The following is a 17093-nucleotide window of genomic DNA, read 5'->3' on the forward strand; positions in this document are numbered from 1 at the left end:
CCCCGGCCGGCCGCCTGCCGCGTCCACGCCGAGGCCGCCCGCCCCCGGAAGCGCGTCTTCCGGGTGCGGGCGGCCTCGGCGTATCCTCAGTCCTCCAGCAGGCTGCCTACGGCCAGGCGCACCCCGTGGTCGATCCGATCCTGGGGCATCTGGCGGGTGTCCGGGACGTGCAGGAAGCCGGCCCGGGACACGCCCAGCCGCTCGGCGCGGGCCAGGGCCTCGAACATCACGCGGTTGCACACATAGGTTCCGGCCGTCTCCGAGATCCGGGCGGGCAGGCCCGCCTCCTGCCAGGTGCGGAGGATCCGCCGGATCGGCAGGGAGGAGAACAGGGCCGCGGGCGCGGCCGGGTCGATCCACTCATCCCGCGGCTGCGCCCCGGTGTTGTCCGGGATGCGCGCATCGGCGCAGTTGAGGGCGACCCGCTCCACGCACAGCTGCTCCCGCCCCACGGCCACCCCGAGGCACACCACCGTCTCCGGGCGGACTTCCCGGATCGCCTCGACGAGGGCCCGCGGGGCCGCCCGGTACTCCACCGGCAGGATCCGGGCGCGCACCCGCGGCAGGGCCTCCGCCGCGGCCAGGGCCGCACTGCGGCTGGGGTTCTCGCTCAGCCCGCCGAAGGGCTCGAAGCCGGTGACCAGTACGGTCCCGCCGCCATCGCGCTCCGGTCCCCCGGCGGGACCGAACCGGTGCGGGCACGAGTGCCCGTCGGCGCCCGCTCCTGCGGTGAACCCGCTCGCGTCGTCGGCTCGGCTCGCGTCGTCGGCGCCGCTCCACCCCCGAGCCGGACTCATCCGAGCAGCTCCGGGCGCACCCATTCCGCCCCGCGCACGTGGCGGTCCGCGAAGGCCAGCACGGTCTGGTACCACAGCCGGGAGTTGCCGGGCTTGAGCACCCAGTGGTTCTCATCCGGGAAGTACAGGAAGCGGTGCCCCAGCCCGGGGTCGGTGCGTCGGCGCAGGTCGGCCCACAGCAGGTGCGCCTGGGAGACGGGCACCCGGTAGTCCAGGTCCCCGTGGATGACCAGCATCGGCACCTGGATCCGATCGACGAAGCGGCTCGGGTCGTTCTCGGGCCCCTGGGCGCCGTCGCGATCGAACAGCCACTCCTGCCACAAGCCGTTGTCCGTGGTCCGGGCCATCACGTCGGTGTCCCACAGGGAGGCGTGGGTGACGATGCACCGGAACCGGGTCCCGGTGTGCCCGGCCAGCCAGTTGGCCATGTACCCGCCGTAGGAGCCGCCCAGAGCCGCGGTGCGCTCGGCGTCGACGTCCTCCCGTTCCTGCGCCGCATCGGTCAGGGCCAGGACGTCGCGGTAGGGCTGCCCGCCGAGGGCGTCCGTGCCGCGGTCGATCATGTCCTGGCCGTAGCCGGTGGACAGCGCCGGATCCGGCAGCAGCACCGCGTAGCCCGCGGCCACGAAGGGCCAGGGGTTCCACCGCCAGGTCCAGGAGTTCCACGAGCCCCAGGGGCCGCCGTGCACGAAGACCAGCAGCGGATGCGGCCCCTGCCCCTGCGGCAGGGCCAGCCAGGCCCGGATCGTCGCGCCGTCGTCGGCCCGGGTGCTCACCTCCTCCAGGCGCCCGACGCCACGGGTCACCGGGGCCGCTGCCGGCAGGGCGGTGACCTCGGCAGGTCCCTCCTCCGGCACGTCCAGGGCCACGGCCTCGGCCGAATGGTCCACGGCGTCGCGCAGGGCCGCCAGGCGTCCCGGCCCGGTCACGGTCAGCGCGGAGAAGTGCGCCTGCTCCTCGGTCAGCCGCCGGGCGCAGGGCTGCCCCACGCGCGTGGCCCATACCGCCCCGCGCCCGCGATCATCCGAGGTGAACACGAGGGTCTGCTCGTCCAGCCAGAGCGGGTTCTCGGGCCAGCGGTCCAGCTGCGGGGCCACCGGGGTGCGCTCGCCCGTGTCCAGCTCCAGGACCTCGGCCGAGACCTTCAGGGACTGCCCCGGCAGAGACTCCCGGTACCGCAGCAGCACCAGCCGGGACCCGTCCGGGCTGAACGGGCCCGGGGCGAAGGAGGTGGATTCCGCCTCGGTCTCGGCCTCCGGGTCCGCGGGCAGCGCCAGCGGGCGCGGGGCGGATTCGTGCTCCAGGTCCACCAGCCACACCCCGGTGCGCACGTGGATGCCGCGGCGCACCGCGGACACGGCCACCGCGGCGGTGCGGCCCTGCGGGTCGGGTTCGAAATCCTCGAGGCGGCCCTCGGGCATCCGGATCCTCCGCGCCGCGTAGTCGGGGGCGTCGGCGGTGAACAGGTCGGGCTCGCCCGGGCCCAGGTCGTGGTCCCAGGAGCGCACCGGGAAGGACTCGTGCAGCACCCCGGAGACCTTCTGCTTCCGACGGCGGGCGCTGAGCTCGTCGTGGACGCCCTCATCCGGCGCCGAGGGCAGCACCGGGGCGGAGAACACGAGACGACCGCCCCGCACCCGCAGCTTCCCGATGCCGCCGGCGCGGCGCAGCACCGGTCGGGCCTCCCCGCGCGGGGGCAGGGCCCACAGGGTCTGTTGGGAATCGTCCTCGGCGGCCTCGTCCTCGCGCTCCAGGCTCAGCCACGCGGTGCCGTCCTCGCCGACCTCGTGCAGGCGTGCCCGGGCGCCTGGCTGGGTCAGCGCCTGCGGCAGGTCCTCGGCGGGGACTCCCGGTGCGGCCAGCAGGCGCACCGCGGTGCGCCAGGAGGCGCCGTCGGGATCCAGGGACTGCACGGTGGCCAGCACGGTGCCGTGGCGGTTGGCGCCCAGCCCGGTCAGGCGGTCCGCGGCGAACAGGTCATCCAGGGAGGTGATCGGCTGGGTCATGGCTCACACTCTAGTTCCGGGCAGCCCCGGCAGGACGCAGTCGCGGGTCAGCGGCGCCACGTCCGGGCGGGTCATCGCCTCCTGCGGGCTCAGCCACAGCAGCTCCTCGATCTCCGCGTGCGGCTTCAGCCGGGCGAGCTGACCGACGTGCCGGGTGGATTCGGTCCAGGCGAAGACCTCCCCGATCAGCCGGTGTCCAGCCTCGTTGGCCGCGGCGGTCTCATAGCGACCCAGCGGGGCGAGCTCACCGAGCGGGATCCTCAGCCCCAGCTCCTCGCGGATCTCGCGGGCCGCGGTGGCCTCCGGTGCCTCGTCCCGCTCCGGTTTGCCGCCCGGGAGCATGAACGCGGCGGTCCCGCGCTTGCGCACGGACAGGAAGCGGCCGTCGCGGTCGGTGATCAGCACGGCGGAGACGGTGATGGTCGGCATGGGCTCCACCCTAGTCATCCGACTCCGCTCCGGGAGGCCCTGCGGCGTCAATCCCGGGGGCGCCCGGTCGAGGCCGCGGAGGACTCCGTGGTGGTGGTGGCGGTGGTGACGACGCTGTAGTTGGCCTGCTTCACGTGGGCCTGGCTCGCCTCGGCGGGGCTGAGCGCACCGACCCCGCCCACGGCGAGCAGGGCGATGGCCCCGACGCCGCTCAGGCGGCGCAGCAGCGAGGTCCGCCGCCGGCCGGTGGTGATCCGGGTCTTCGAGGCGCCGAAGTCGGGCTCCTCGCGGCGGGTGGTCGAAACGGGGGTGGTGGATGCGGTGGTGTTCATGTCCTCCACGATCCTCAGGAAGGCTGTGCTCGGGCTGTGCCGCGGTGCTCCGCTTCCCTGTGCGTCCCCGCCCGCCTCGGAGCGGCGGCGAGGAGGCGGGCTCAGCGCCGGTGGCGGCAGAAGTCCCGCAGCACCACGGCCTGGTTGTGCTCCTCATCCTTCGCGGCGTAGACGAAGGTGACCGTCTCCTCTTCGGGCAGCCCGTCCAGGGCAGCCTGCTGCTCCGCCCCGCGCAGCTCCTCCCGGTAGCGGCGGGAGAACTCCTCGAAGCGCTCGGGGTCGTGCCCGAACCACTCGCGCAGCTCGGTGGAGGGCGCCAGGTCCTTGGCCCACTGGCGCAGCCGCGCGGCGTCCTTGGCGATCCCGCGCGGCCAGATCCGGTCCACCAGGACCCGGGCGCCGTCGCTCTGACTCGGCTCGTCGTAGATCCTCTTGATGCGATAGCTCGTCATACCTCCACGCTAGGCCCGCGGGTCTCGACGCGCGGGTTCCGTGACGCGAGCCCGAAACGCGGCGTCAGAAGCGCGGCGCCCGGAGCGCACCGACCCCGGGTGAGCGGCCGCACATCCGGTATATTGGCCGGCGGAACCGAACCTCCATCGACGCAGGGAGCATGTCGCCTCATGGCAAAGATCATCTACACCCAGACCGACGAAGCGCCGCTGCTGGCCACGTACTCGTTCAAGCCGATCGTGGAGGCCTTCGCCTCCACCGCCGGCGTCGAGGTGGAGACCCGCGACATCTCCCTCGCCGGGCGCATCCTGGCCCAGTTCGCGGACCGGCTGCCCGCCGAGCAGCGCGTGGACGACGCCCTGGCCGAGCTGGGTCAGCTCGCCCAGACCCCCGAGGCCAACATCATCAAGCTGCCGAACATCTCCGCCTCCCTGCCGCAGCTGAAGGCCGCGATCGCGGAGCTGCAGCAGAAGGGCTACGACCTCCCGGACTACCCGGAGGAGCCCGGCACCGAGGAGGAGACCGAGATCCGCGAGCGCTACGACCGGGTCAAGGGCTCGGCCGTGAACCCGGTGCTGCGCGAGGGCAACTCGGATCGGCGCGCCCCGCAGTCGGTGAAGAGCTACGCCCGCAAGAACCCGCACCGCATGGGAGCCTGGTCCCCGGAATCCAAGACCAACGTGGCCACGATGGGCCACGACGACTTCAAGTCCAACGAGCAGTCCGTGGTGCTGCCCGCCGATGATCGACTGACCATCCGCTTCACCGGTCAGGACGGCACCCAGCGGGTCCTCAAGGAGGGTCTGAAGGTCCTGGAGGGCGAGATCGTGGACGCCACGGTGCTGCGCGCGGCGGCCCTGGACGAGTTCCTCCGGGAGCAGGTGGCCCGCGCGGCCGAGAAGGACGTGCTGTTCTCCGTGCACCTGAAGGCCACGATGATGAAGGTCTCCGACCCGATCATCTTCGGCCACGTGGTCCGGGCCTTCTTCGCGGAGGTCTTCGAGACCTACGGCGAGCAGCTGGCCGCCGCGGGCCTGTCCCCCAACAACGGCCTGGCTGCGATCCTCAACGGCCTGGATGCCCTGGATGAGGACACCGCCCGCGGGGTGCGCGAGGGCATCGAGCGCCGCCTCGAGGAGGGCCCGGCGCTGGCCTACGTGGACTCCCGCAAGGGCATCACCAACCTGCACGTGCCCTCGGACGTCATCGTGGACGCCTCGATGCCGGCGATGATCCGCACCTCGGGGCACATGTGGGGGGCGGACGACGCCGAGCACGACACCCTGGCCGTCATCCCGGACTCCTCCTACGCCGGGGTCTACCAGACCGTCATCGAGGACTGCCGTCGCAACGGCGCCTTCGATCCCACCACCATGGGCTCGGTGCCCAACGTGGGCCTGATGGCCCAGAAGGCCGAGGAGTACGGCTCCCACGATAAGACCTTCGAGATCCAGGGCGAGGGCACCGTGGAGGTGCTCGACGCCGCCGGGAACGTGCTGATGAGCCACGAGGTGCATCCCGGGGACATCTGGCGGGCCTGCCAGACCAAGGACGTGCCCGTGCGCGACTGGGTCAAGCTGGCCGTGCGCCGGGCCCGGGAGTCGGACACCCCGGCCGTGTTCTGGCTGGACCCGCAGCGCGCCCACGACGCCAACCTCATCGCCAAGGTGGACGAGTACCTGAAGGAGGAGGACACCGAGGGGCTGGATCTGCGCATCCTCTCCCCGGAGGAGGCCACCCAGTTCTCCCTGGACCGCATCCGCGAGGGTCAGGACACCATCTCGGTGACCGGCAACGTGCTGCGCGACTACCTGACGGACCTGTTCCCGATCCTCGAGCTGGGCACCTCCGCGAAGATGCTGTCCATCGTCCCGCTGATCAACGGCGGCGGGCTGTTCGAGACCGGGGCCGGCGGCTCGGCGCCCAAGCACGTGCAGCAGCTGCTGGAGGAGAACCACCTGCGCTGGGACTCCCTCGGCGAGTTCCTGGCCCTGGCCGCCTCCTTCGAGCACCTGGCCTCCAGCACGGACAACGCCCGGGCGAAGGTCCTGGCGGACACCCTGGATGCGGCGACCGGCCGTTTCCTGGAGGAGAACAAGTCCCCGTCCCGGAAGGTCGGGGAGATTGACAACCGCGGCAGCCACTACTGGCTGGCCCGCTACTGGGCCGAGGAGCTGGCCCACCAGCAGGCCGACGCCGAGCTGGCCCGCGGCTTCGAGCGGATCGCCCGGGAGCTGGTGGAGAACCAGGAGAGCATCGAGCAGGAGCTGCTGCAGGTGCAGGGGCGGCCGGTGGAGCTCGGCGGGTACTACCGGCCGGAGGATGAGCAGGCCGAGCCGGTGATGCGTCCCTCCGCGACGCTGAACGCGATCATGGATCGGCTCACGGCCGCCTGATCGACCGAGCACCGCATCTGAAAAGACCGGGGGAGGTGGTTCGCCGAGGGGTGAGCCCCTCCGCCGGCCGCGTGCGGGCCCGTATTCTGGGAGGCATGAGCGAGACGAACCACGAGAACCAGAATGCCGCCGGGAACGGCCCGGAGCAGGAGACCATCGGCGCGGGCTCCGCGCAGAACACCAGCCTGGAGCGGGATCCGCAGGAGTGGACCACCGGGGATGAGCCGATGACCGACGCCCAGCGCAGCTACCTGGACACCCTGGCCAAGGAGGCCGGTGAGGAGCTGCCCGCGGATCTCACCAAGGCCCAGGCCTCCGAGCACATCGACCGCCTCCAGAAGACCAACCCCCGCGCCCAGGGCTGATCGCCCGACACCGAGCCCGGCGGCCTCGACGGCCGGCACCCGCTCACAGACGGGTGCCGGCCGTCTCGCGTGCCAGCAGGTAGGTCAGCCCGCCCAGGCCCAGCAGCGCCCCCATGATCGTGAAGGCCGGAGTGATCGCGGCCTGCGTGGCCGCCGGGCTGACGAGGTTCCCGGAGCCGGAGACCAGGGCCAGCAGCATCGGCCCCACGACCTTCCCGCAGGCGCCCAGCCCGTAGCCCAGGCCCAAGCCGCTGGCGCGCACCGGGGTCGGGAACAGCTCCGCCCCGTACGCGTTGAGGATGCCGAAGGCGCCGTCGCCGAACAGCATGATCGCCGCCATCGCCAGATAGAACACCCCCACCGGGCCCAGCTGAGCGGACCCGGCGTGCGCGGCCCACAGGCTCGCCGCGGCCCCGCCCAGCCCGCACACCAGCAGCACCGGGCGCCGGCCGACGACGTCGGCCAGGCGCGCCGCGGCGAGCCGGCCCACGAGGGAGGCCAGGGAGATCCCGATGAACCACCGGGCCGCCTGGGCGGGGGTGATCCCCTGGACCTGCACCAGCAGGGTCTGGCCCCAGGACTGCACGGTCACCGACCCGGTGACGAAGCAGAAGGTGCCCACCGCGACGATCGCCAGGACCCAGCGATGACGGGTGAGGATCTCGCGATACGGCGCGGGACGCTCGGGCTCGGGCTCACCGGCCGGCACGGGTGCCACCTGCTCCACCGGCAGGCGCAGGGCCCAGGCGACGGCGGCCCGGGCCTGGTCCTGCCGACCCCGGGCGGCCAGGAAGCGCGGGGACTCCGGCACCCGCAGGATCCACACCACCAGCAGGATCGGCGTCGCCCCCAGCGCCATGAGCCCGCGCCAGGTCAGCGGCTCCAGCAGCAGCCACGTGCTCACCGAGCCCAGCAGCAGCCCCACCGGGATGAACACCGAGGCCAGTCCGGACAGCCACCCGCGCCGGGAAGCCGGCACGAACTCCTGGATCCACGGGATCGAGACGATGTTCAGCCCGCCCACCCCGATGCCCACCAGCAGGCGCAGCCCGACCAGCAGGGCCCACCCGCCGTCCGGGGTGAGCACGGACAGCCCGGTGAACACCGTGAAGATCAGCACCGTGGCCACCAGGGTGCGCCGGCGCCCGATGACGTCGGAGACCCTCCCCCACAGGATCGCGCCGATCATCGTGCCGATCCCGGAGGCCAGCAGCACCAGCGCAGACTGCCAGAAGGTCAGCCCCCAGGGCTTGGTCAGGTCCGAGACGATGAACCCGATGAGGAACATGTCGAAGAACTCGGCCGTATTGGCCAGCACGGCCAGGAGGATCAGGGACCGCTGCCTCCCGGTGAGGGCGGCGGCGTCGATCTGGGCGAAGGCATCGTGACCCGGTGCACCGGGGGCGGGACCGGCGGCGTCGGATCGGGTGCGAGAGGATGCGGGCGGGGCGGGCACGGACGGGCTCCTGGGACGGGTCGGCAGCGGTGGGATCGCGGCGAAGGGGGCCGCATTGGTCGGTCACGGTGCAGACCCCGCCGGACACAGGGTCCGACGGGGTCTGGCTCCTCGGGTGCGCCTGCCCCGGTTGAGCAGGCGGCGCGGATCAGCGGCGGGGACGGCCGTCCTCGTCCACCTCGATCTCCTCCTTGCGCACCTCGCCGGAGACGCGCTCGGTGGACTCGGTGGCCTCCTTGTTCAGGCTCACCCGCTCGGTGGCGACGGTCTCGGTGGACACCACGGGGCGCTCCTCGTAGGTGGTCACCACGGTCTCCTCACCGTCGCCGGTGAAGGCGTCCTCGGCGCCGACCTTGGCCTCGGGGGAATCGGGGTCGATGCTCTCGCGCTGGATGTGCAGCTCCTCGCGGCGCACGGGGACCTCGACGGTCTCGGTCTCGGTGACCACGTGCTTGCGCAGACGGGCCCGCCCGGTCTCGCGGCGCTCGGCCTGCCCGGTGGCCCGCAGCCGCTCCTCGTGGGCGACGACGTCCTGCGTCCCCGCCGTCTGCCCGCCGCGGGTGTCGGCGGCGACGCCGTCGGTGCCGTTCTGCACCGCGGTGCCGCGCTGCTGGGCCGCACGCTCCTCGGCCGGGGTGTGCCCGTCGTGGGCTGCGGCGGCGCGGTCATCGGTCGCGGTGCCCGCCGTGCCGGTGTGATCGCGTCCGCGGGTCTGCGCCTGCGTCTCGGCGGCGGCGTCGTCGCGGCGCGTCCCGGAGTCCATGGAGTAGTACTCGTAGAGGCGCTGCTCCTCCTCGGGGCTCAGCGAGCCATCGTCGTCGATGGTCGGGGCGCCCTTGATGAAGTCCTTCTCGTAGGGCACCGTGATGCCCTCGTCGGTGGTCTGGGCCCGGTCCAGGGGGACGAAGGTCTCCTTGGTGCCGAACAGGCCGGTGTGCACGGTGGCGAAGGTGGGCTGGTCGGTCTGGTCGTCCAGGTAGATCTCCCCGACCCGGCCGATCTTCTCGCCGTCGCTGCCGTAGACGGTGGCGCTGCGCAGGGATTCGATGCTGCTGTGGTTCGTCATCTCATGACCCTCTCGTCATTCGCGGCGCGGACCGGACGGTCCGCGACGGTCGGGTCCCCAGATGGGTCCGGGCAACGCCTACCGTGCCCTCAACCTATGCCCGGGCGGTGACCCGGTCAACACCCGGGCAGCACCTCAGGGCGAACGCGCAGGATGACCGGAAGAGCGATCTGACGTGGTAAGAGACCACCGCACCGGGACGGCGGCGCCGGCATGGCAGCCGGACGGGTCAGCGTTTGGCGAGGTCCTCGGCCCCGGAGATGTCCACCTGGTCCAGGGGCACCAACCGGTCCCGGGTCAGCACCTTGTGTCCCAGCCAGACGGCCAGGAAGATCGGCAGGCCGATGTAGGAGCTGGCGACCTTCAGCAGCTCGCCGTCGAAGACCGCCTCGTAGTTCTGCCCCAGGATCACCACGATGCACAGCGTGAAGGCCACCAGCGGGCCCAGCGGGAACAGCGGCGCCCGGTAGGGCAGGTCCGAGAGCTTCCCGCCCTGGGCGAGGTAGGCCCGGCGGAATCGGAAGTGGCACACCGCCACCCCCACCCAGACGATGAACCCGGACAGCCCGGAGATGTTCACCAGCCACGTGTAGGCCTCGCCCTGTCCGAACAGGGAGGCGATGAAGCCGATCAGGCCCACCGCGGAGGTGGCCATCAGGGCGCGCATCGGCACGCCGCGGTCGTTGACCTTGGCGAAGAACCGGGGTGCCTGGCCGTCCCGGGCCAGGCTCAGCAGCATGCGGGTGGAGGCGTACAGCCCCGAGTTGCCGGCGGAGAGGATCGCCACCAGGATGACGGCGTTCATCAGCGAGGCGGCGAAGGCGATCCCCGCCCGCTCGAAGACCAGCGTGAACGGGGAGGAGGCCACCTCGGAGGCGTCCGAGGCCAGCAGGTTCGGGTCGGTGTACGGCAGCAGGAAGCCGATGACCACGATCGCCCCGATGTAGAAGAGCATGATGCGCCAGAACACCGTGCGCAGGGCCCGGGGCACGTCCCGGCGGGGGTTCTCCGCCTCACCGGCGGCCACCCCGATCATCTCGGTTCCCTGGAAGGAGAACCCGGCGATCATGAACACCGAGATGATGCTGAGCACCCCGCCCTTGAACGGGGCCTCCCCCGTCGTCCAGTTGGCGAAGCCCGGGGAGGTCCCACCCAGCACGCCGAAGATCATCAGCACCCCGGCGATCAGGAACACGATCACCGCGACCACCTTGATCCCGGCCAGCCAGAACTCGGACTCCCCGTATCCGCGGGCCGAGAGGGCGTTCAGCCCGGTCAGCAGCACCAGGAAGGCCGCCGCCCACACCCAGCCCGGCACCTGCGGGAACCAGAAGGCCATGACGATGCCGGCGGCCACCAGCTCCGCGGCCACGGTGATCGCCCAGTTGAACCAGTAGTTCCAGCCCATCGCGAAGCCGAAGGACGGGGAGACGTAGCGGTGGGCGAAGGTCTGGAAGGAGCCGGCCACCGGCAGGTGCGCGGCCAGCTCGCCGAGGGACTGCATGAGCAGCAGCACCATCAGTCCGATGACGGCGTAGGCCACCAGCGCACCACCGGGCCCGGCCTGGGCGATCGTGCCGCCGGAGGCCACGAACAGGCCGGTGCCGATCGCCCCGCCGATCGCGATCATCTGCATGTGCCGGGAGTGCAGGCCTCGCTTGAGGCCCTCCTCCGTGCGCGCCTCGGAAACCGGCTGCGTCTGTGTGGCCACGGTGTCTCCCCGATCGGTCAGGCCTGAGATGTCAGTTCAGGCTACCACCGTGAAGGAGCGCACTCCGGCCTCGGGAGACCGCCTGCCGACGCCGCGGCCCGTCGCAGGCTCGCCGGTCCGGATGCGGCAGCCCTCGGCCCGCGGCTCAGCCCTGGGACTTCTCCCTGACCTGCCGCTGGATGCGGGTCAGCATCCCGCTCATCCCGTTCAGCCGCAGGGGGCTGACCGCCTCGGTCAGGGACAGCCGCAGCGCCAGATCCCCCGGAACCGACAGCACGGTCTGCACATCCGCCCCGTCCAGACCCTCCTGCAGGATCCCCGCGAAGCCGCGGGTGGTGGGAGCCTCCGGCGGCGCGGAGAAGAACAGGTGGACCACCCCGTCTTCCACCTCGGTGAGCAGGAAGATCGGCGACTGGCATTCCGGCACAGGCTCGAGCAGCTCGGGATGATCCGCCAGGCGCTCCGGCAGGGCGGGCAGCCCGTTGCTGAACTCCAGCAGCAGCTGCAGCCGATCCTGCGGGGCCAGTTCGGCGAAGTCCCGGACGATCTCGGCCAGGGCCGGCGGCAGGGAATCGGTGTTCGGCTGGGTCATGCCCGCGCTCACGCGGCCTCTCCGGGCTGCTCGCCCTTGACGATCGGCACCCGGACCACGTTGCCCCACTCGGTCCAGGAGCCGTCGTAGTTGCGCACGGTGGGGAAGCCCAGCAGGTGCTGGAGCACGAACCACGTGTGCGAGGAGCGCTCCCCGATCCGGCAGTAGGCGATGATGTCCTGATCCGGGCTGAGCCCGAGCTCCTCCTGGTAGATCCGGCGCAGCTGCTCGGCGGTCTTGAAGGTGCCGTCCTCGTTGGCCGCCCGGGCCCAGGGCACGGACCGGGCGGTGGGGATGTGCCCGCCGCGCAGGGCCCCCTCCTCGGGGTAGTCGGGCATGTGGGTGCGCTCCCCGGTGTACTCCTGGGGACTGCGCACGTCGATCAGCGGCAGCGTACCGATGGCCTCGCGCACCTGCGGCAGGTAGGCCCGCACGGGGGCGTCCTCGCGCTGCACCACGGGGTAGTCGGTTTCCTGCGGCCGCGGGGTCTCGGTGGTCATCTCCCGACCCTCCTCCTGCCACTTGGCGCGGCCGCCGTCCATCAGGCGCACGTCTTCGTGGCCGAAGAGGGTGAACACCCACAGGGCATAGGCCGCCCACCAGTTGGACTTGTCCCCGTAGATGACCACGGTCGTGTCCCGGGTGATGCCCTTGCGCGACATCAGGGCGGCGAAGCCCTCGCCGTCCACGTAGTCGCGGGTGACGGGGTCGTTGAGCTCGGTGTGCCAGTCGATCTTCACGGCACCCGGGATGTGCCCGGTCTCATAGAGCAGCACGTCCTCGTCGGATTCGACGACGACGACGCCGTCGTCGCCGCCGTGCTCGGCCACCCACGCGGTGCTGACCAGCCGCTCCGGGTGCGCGTACTCGGCGAACTTCTCGTTCTTCTCGATGGGCGCTGTCACAGTGATTCCTCCGTTGCCTTGGGCTGTGCGGACGGGCCGTTCACCTCCTGGAACGGCCGACTCTCCGACCATTATTCCCCCGGCGCGTGCTCGAGCGTCTGCCCGGTGACCTCCGGAGTCCGCCGATCCCCCGGCTTCGGGCGATCGGGCAGATCAGCGCCCGGGAGTCAGCGGAGGTCCGAGGAGGGGTCGCGCTCAGGCGGCGAGCAGCCCGGTCCCCGCCCCGGAGCCGATGCGCGAGAGATCCGCTGACGCATCCGGGAGCGTCTCCCGAGTGTAGTGGACGTCCGCGCTGAGGAACGGCTCGCCGAGGATGGCCTCCAGCGCTGGGATGATCTCCTCGCGGGCCTCCCGCAGGATCCGTTCGCGGTCCTCTCCGGGAGCCAGGAGCAGCTCGATGACCACGCGCTCTGCGCCGGGGCGCCCGGTGAAGGAGACCTCGGCCCGGTGCACGGCCGGGCGCACGGAGATCCCGCGGGCGGCTGCCCGGGACAGCAGCAGGAGCAGGTCCTCCCGGGAGAGCTCGTGGGGGCGGGGTTCGGCGGCGAGCTCCTCGCGGATGGTCTCGGTCATGCTGGGCTCCCTGGGGTCGCGGTGCGGCTTCCACACCGCGGAGGGCTTCCGAAGGCGGCGACGCCCGGCCGTGGCCGCGACGTCTGCTTGGTATCGTATCCTAACTGTTGGTTATCCTAACAGTCTCGCGGGGCGGCACCCGGCGAGGACCCCCGGGGCGGAGTGCTCCGCGGGGATCACGCAGATTCCGGGTGAGGCTCGGCGCGAGAGGAGGCGGAGGCATGCAGGGCAGCGCGGATGAGGCCGACCCCAGCGGGTACTGGTACCGCGAGCCGGGCCAGATCACCGCCGTCGAGGTCCTGAACCTGCTGCGCACCTACCGCCGCCACGAGACCGCCATGCGCACCCGCGTGCGCGGGGACATGGGCATGGGCGAGCGCGACATCGAGGCCCTGCGCCACCTGCTGGCGGCCCAGTCCCGCGGCGCGAGCCTGCGCCAGAAGGACATCGCGGTGGCCCTGGGGATCACGGCCGCCTCGACCAGCGCGCTGGTGGATCGGCTGATCCGGGACGGCTACGCCGAGCGCGTGCCGCACCCGGAGGACCGCCGCTCCGTGGCGGTGGTGCCCACCGAGCGCGGGGACCGCGAGGTGCGCGCCACACTGGCGCGGATGCACGAGCAGATGCTCGCCGCCGCCGAGCGGCTCACCGAGGAGCAGCGCCGCGTCGTCGCCGGATTCCTCCGGGAGGTCACCGCGGCCTTCGGCTGAGCATCGGGCGAGGTCGGCGGTCTCAGTCCCGGCCCAGCCCCGTCAGCTGCGCGCGTACCCCGCGGGTGCGCTCCAGCAGCCGGGCCAGCCCGCGCAGGGCCCGCCTGGCCCCGTCCGCGTCCGTGCGCCGCGGCACCCGCAGGATCATCTGCACCCGTCCCCGCTCCGAGCCCTCGCCGAGAGCGACGTACTCGATGCTCGCCCCGGGCTGCTCCGGGACCGGGTAGACGTAGCGGCGCACCCCCACCCGCACCGTGAGATCCGCGGCCTGCTCCGCCGGGGCCCAGTTCTGCTCGGTCAGCAGGGCGGTGGCCTCCTCCGAGCGCAGCGCGATCAGCAGGGACTCCGGGCTCGGGGCCGGCTTCGGCTCGGCGAAGGGATCCTCCGGCATCTCCGGGTCCGCAGGCTCCGCCGGGACGGGCTCCTGCGGCAGGTCGACGGTCAGGGACATGCGGGGTGAGGCGAACAGGGCCACGGGGATGCTCCTTCGGGGTGGGACGGGACGGTCGGGGGATGCGGGTCAGGTCAGGAAGACGCGCAGGGCGGAGAGCACCTCGGCCGGGCGATCCGCGTGCACCCAGTGCCCGGCGCCCTTGATGACCACCCGGCGCACCCGCGGGAACAGGGCCGCCATCGGCTCCCGGTCCTCGGCGGTGACGTAGTCGGAGCGCTCCCCCGTGATCCACAGGACCGGACCCGGATACGGCTCGGCGTCGGTGTCGGGCCAGCCCATGAGCACCGGCAGCCGCTCGCGCAGGCCGCGCAGGTCCGGCTGCCACGCCCAGCCCTCGGCCCCGCGCCGCAGGTTCTGCAGGAGGAAGGAGCGCACGCCGTCGGCCGGGATCGCCGCTTGCAGGGCGGCGTCGGCCTCGGCCCGGGAGCCCAGGGTCTGCAGGTCCAGGCCCAGCAGCGCGTCCAGCAGCTCGGCGGAGTTCCCGCGGGTCTCGCGCGGCTGGACCGGGGCGATGTCCATGACCACCAGGCGCTGCACGAGATCCGGGTGGCGCAGCGCCAGCTGCATCGCGGTCTTCCCGCCCATGGAGTGCCCGACGACGTCCACGGGGCCATCGGCGGCGAAGTCGGCCCGCAGGTGTGCCGCCACGGCGTCGGCCATCAGGGGGTAGGAGATCTCCGGGACCCAGTCCGAGGCGCCGTGATCCGGCAGGTCCACCAGCAGGCTCGTGCACTCCTGGCCCAGCTGCCGGGCGATGCTCGTGAAGTTGCGGCCGCGCCCGAACAGCCCGTGCAGGAACACCACGCGCCGCGGCCCGGAGCCCACCCGGGTGGAGGCCAGGTGCACGGCGGCGGGGTCGACGGCGGCGGAGGTGCTCATGGCTCCAGGGTACCGACCCGGCGTCTACACTCTTCCCATGGCTTATCACGCAGACTCCGCAGAGCTGACCAAGAAGGAGATCCTCACCTGGGAGGCCTTCGGCACCTTCTCCCGGCAGATGGCGCAGACCATCGCCGACTCCGACTTCGTCCCGGACATCATCATCGCGGTGGCCCGCGGCGGGCTGCTGCCGGCCGGGGCGCTGTCCTATTCGCTGGGCGTGAAGCTCTCGGACGCGATCAACGTGGAGTTCTACACGGACGTCGCCGAGACCCTGCCGGACCCGGTGCTGCTGGCCCCGATGCTGGACACCGAGTCCATCGCGGGGAAGAGGCTGCTGGTGGTGGACGACGTCGCGGATTCCGGGCGCACCCTGGCCCTGGTGGTCCAGCTGCTGCAGCGCTACGACGCCGAGGTCCGCTCCGCGGTGATCTATTCCAAGCCCCGCTCGGTGGTCTCCCCCGACTACGTGTGGAAGCGCACCGACCAGTGGATCGTGTTCCCCTGGTCCGCCGAGCCCCCGGTCACCGCCCGCTCCTGACCCCGCCCGCTCCTGCCCGGTCCCGTCCGGTGCTCAGCGGGCCCGGTGCAGCCGCTTCAGGTGCTCCCGGCGGGCCTTGGGTCGCTCGATGAGCATCATCGTCAGGCCCAGCAGCCACACCGGCACCTGCACGGCCATCGCCCAGCGGAAGGCCGCGGAGGAGTAGGTCTCCGGGGTCCCGGCGCCCTGCGCATCCAGCAGGACCCCCACCAGCAGGACCGTGGTCAGCGCGGCCGTGAACCCTCCCATGTTGGTCAGGCCCGTGGCCACCCCGAGCTGGCGCACCGGGGCGTGGGTGCGCACGACGTCGAAGGCGATCATCGACAGCGGCCCGCCCAGGCCCGTGCACACCACGGCCAGGCTCATCACCGGCACCGGGGCGGAGCACGGCCAGGCGAGCACCAGCACCCAGGACAGCAGGATCGCCGTCGTCCCGCCGACCGCGATCCACACCCGGTGGGCCGAGAACCGGGAGATCACCGGCCCCAGCAGCACCGCCCCGGCCATCGACGCCGCCACGGTCAGGCTCAGCACCAGGTGGGAGGTCGCCTCGGGGTAGCCCAGGCCGCCGGTCATGAACGGGGTGCCCCACAGCAGCATGAAGCTGTGCATCGCGAAGACCGTGGAGAAGTGGATCCAGAAGGCCAGGCGCACCCCGGGCCGGCGCACCAGCGAGCGCATGGCCGGCAGCACCCCGGTGGATTCCGGGCCGATCACCGGGAGCACGTCCGTGACCACCGAGTCGGTGCGCTGCCCCGCCCGGGCCGCGGCCACGTCCCGCCCGGTGGTGCGGTTGGCCCCGGTGATCCGCTCGAGGATGGTGCCGGCCCCGGGGGCGTCGCGCAGGACCAGCAGCACCAGCACCAGCACCGCGGCCCCCACCGCGGCCAGGGCGGCGAAGCCGGCGAACCAGCCCAGCCCCGCGACCAGCGCGGCCAGCGGGGCGACGGCCAGCAGCTGACCGACCTGCCCGGATAAGCCCGTGAGCTGGTTGACCACGGGCATCTGCCCGAGCGTGAACCAGTCCTGGACCAGGCGCACCACGGCGGTGAAGATGCAGGCGTCCCCGGAGCCGACGAGGAGGCGGGCGAGGATCGCCAGGGGGATGCTGTCCGTCGCCCCCAGCAGCAGCTGCCCCACCGCCATCACTGCGGTACCCGCGGCGATCACCGTGCTGATCCCGAAGCGATCCAGCAGGATGCCTACGGGGATCTGCCAGCCGGCGTAGACCACCAGCTGCACGACCACGAACACGGACAGGGCCGTGGCCTCCGCGGAGAAGTGCTCCTGGGCGGCCGGGCCCAGCGCGGAGAAGGAGCTGCGGTTGATCACCGCGACGAGGTAGGCGGCCAGGCCCACCGACCAGATGATCCACTTCCTGGACGGGGGCTGGGCGGCGATGCCGGAGGCGGGGACGGACTCGTGCAT

The 17093-nt window shown here is 72.3% G+C and carries 18 protein-coding genes; 4 read left to right on the top strand and 14 right to left on the bottom strand.

Annotated elements, in window-relative coordinates; translation table 11 throughout:
- Positions 1 to 86 precede the first annotated feature (86 nt).
- The 5 genes from KKR01S_RS08310 to KKR01S_RS08330 form a co-directional block, all read right to left on the bottom strand.
- Positions 87 to 797: a pyroglutamyl-peptidase I gene (locus tag KKR01S_RS08310; protein ID WP_061225759.1), complete on the bottom strand. Its 711-nt coding sequence runs from the start codon at positions 795 to 797 to the stop codon at positions 87 to 89.
- On the bottom strand, positions 794 to 2803 hold the full coding sequence (locus KKR01S_RS08315; protein WP_061225760.1) for a S9 family peptidase: 2010 nt from the start codon (positions 2801 to 2803) through the stop codon (positions 794 to 796). Before KKR01S_RS08315 ends, KKR01S_RS08310 begins: the two co-directional genes overlap by 4 nt.
- A 3-nt stretch (positions 2804 to 2806) precedes the next feature.
- Entirely contained in the window at positions 2807 to 3232 is a 426-nt protein-coding gene (locus KKR01S_RS08320; protein WP_064724936.1) for an NUDIX hydrolase, read from the bottom strand.
- A 47-nt stretch (positions 3233 to 3279) separates the two neighbouring features.
- The gene (locus KKR01S_RS10695) at positions 3280 to 3564 is read right to left on the bottom strand and encodes a hypothetical protein (RefSeq protein WP_129357405.1); all 285 of its coding nucleotides are present in this window, start codon (positions 3562 to 3564) and stop codon (positions 3280 to 3282) included.
- Between the two features lie 101 nt (positions 3565 to 3665).
- Positions 3666 to 4016 carry a DUF488 domain-containing protein gene (locus KKR01S_RS08330; RefSeq protein WP_061225762.1) on the bottom strand — a complete coding sequence of 117 codons (351 nt, stop codon included), beginning with the start codon at positions 4014 to 4016 and terminating at the stop codon, positions 3666 to 3668.
- Between the two features lie 171 nt (positions 4017 to 4187).
- Between KKR01S_RS08330 and KKR01S_RS08335 the strand changes: the two genes are divergently transcribed.
- Positions 4188 to 6413: an NADP-dependent isocitrate dehydrogenase gene (locus KKR01S_RS08335; RefSeq protein WP_058731334.1), complete on the top strand. Its 2226-nt coding sequence runs from the start codon at positions 4188 to 4190 to the stop codon at positions 6411 to 6413.
- Positions 6414 to 6508: 95 nt separating this feature from the next.
- Complete coding sequence (locus KKR01S_RS08340) at positions 6509 to 6778, top strand: DUF3072 domain-containing protein (RefSeq protein WP_061225763.1); 270 nt, start codon at positions 6509 to 6511, stop codon at positions 6776 to 6778.
- 43 nt (positions 6779 to 6821) lie between these two features.
- Here the strand turns inward: KKR01S_RS08340 and KKR01S_RS08345 are convergent, their stop codons facing one another.
- The 6 genes from KKR01S_RS08345 to KKR01S_RS08370 all read right to left on the bottom strand — a co-directional run bounded on the left by KKR01S_RS08345 (position 6822) and on the right by KKR01S_RS08370 (position 13081).
- Entirely contained in the window at positions 6822 to 8234 is a 1413-nt protein-coding gene (locus KKR01S_RS08345) for an MFS transporter (RefSeq protein ID WP_081101662.1), read from the bottom strand.
- 148 nt (positions 8235 to 8382) lie between these two features.
- Positions 8383 to 9300, bottom strand: a complete 918-nt coding sequence (locus KKR01S_RS08350; RefSeq protein ID WP_061225764.1) for a DUF2382 domain-containing protein — start codon at positions 9298 to 9300, stop codon at positions 8383 to 8385.
- 229 nt (positions 9301 to 9529) lie between these two features.
- A complete protein-coding gene (locus KKR01S_RS08355; RefSeq protein WP_081101663.1) occupies positions 9530 to 10936 on the bottom strand; it encodes an amino acid permease in 1407 nt (468 codons plus the stop codon).
- Between the two features lie 220 nt (positions 10937 to 11156).
- Entirely contained in the window at positions 11157 to 11603 is a 447-nt protein-coding gene (locus KKR01S_RS08360; RefSeq protein WP_058731359.1) for a SufE family protein, read from the bottom strand.
- Between the two features lie 8 nt (positions 11604 to 11611).
- Positions 11612 to 12508, bottom strand: a complete 897-nt coding sequence (locus tag KKR01S_RS08365; protein WP_055684489.1) for a sulfurtransferase — start codon at positions 12506 to 12508, stop codon at positions 11612 to 11614.
- A 195-nt stretch (positions 12509 to 12703) separates the two neighbouring features.
- Positions 12704 to 13081 (bottom strand): hypothetical protein, encoded by a 378-nt coding sequence (locus KKR01S_RS08370; RefSeq protein ID WP_058731336.1) that lies wholly within the window; start codon positions 13079 to 13081, stop codon positions 12704 to 12706.
- A gap of 221 nt (positions 13082 to 13302) precedes the next feature.
- On the opposite strand from KKR01S_RS08370, the gene KKR01S_RS08375 reads away from it, so the two are divergent.
- Positions 13303 to 13791, top strand: coding sequence for a MarR family winged helix-turn-helix transcriptional regulator (locus KKR01S_RS08375; protein WP_058731337.1), 489 nt, complete (start codon positions 13303 to 13305; stop codon positions 13789 to 13791).
- A gap of 22 nt (positions 13792 to 13813) precedes the next feature.
- Here KKR01S_RS08375 and KKR01S_RS08380 read toward each other — a convergent pair whose 3' ends face one another.
- Both KKR01S_RS08380 and KKR01S_RS08385 read right to left on the bottom strand, forming a co-directional pair.
- A complete protein-coding gene (locus KKR01S_RS08380; protein WP_058731338.1) occupies positions 13814 to 14266 on the bottom strand; it encodes a hypothetical protein in 453 nt (150 codons plus the stop codon).
- Positions 14267 to 14311: 45 nt separating this feature from the next.
- The gene (locus tag KKR01S_RS08385) at positions 14312 to 15124 is read right to left on the bottom strand and encodes an alpha/beta fold hydrolase (RefSeq protein ID WP_058731339.1); all 813 of its coding nucleotides are present in this window, start codon (positions 15122 to 15124) and stop codon (positions 14312 to 14314) included.
- Positions 15125 to 15161: 37 nt separating this feature from the next.
- On the opposite strand from KKR01S_RS08385, the gene KKR01S_RS08390 reads away from it, so the two are divergent.
- Positions 15162 to 15665: a phosphoribosyltransferase gene (locus KKR01S_RS08390; RefSeq protein ID WP_061225766.1), complete on the top strand. Its 504-nt coding sequence runs from the start codon at positions 15162 to 15164 to the stop codon at positions 15663 to 15665.
- 33 nt (positions 15666 to 15698) lie between these two features.
- Here the strand turns inward: KKR01S_RS08390 and KKR01S_RS08395 are convergent, their stop codons facing one another.
- Positions 15699 to 17093 (bottom strand): MFS transporter, encoded by a 1395-nt coding sequence (locus KKR01S_RS08395; RefSeq protein WP_058731341.1) that lies wholly within the window; start codon positions 17091 to 17093, stop codon positions 15699 to 15701.

Source organism: Rothia kristinae NBRC 15354 (genome assembly GCF_001570865.1).
In the GTDB taxonomy this organism is placed as follows: Bacteria; Actinomycetota; Actinomycetes; order Actinomycetales; family Micrococcaceae; genus Rothia; species Rothia kristinae.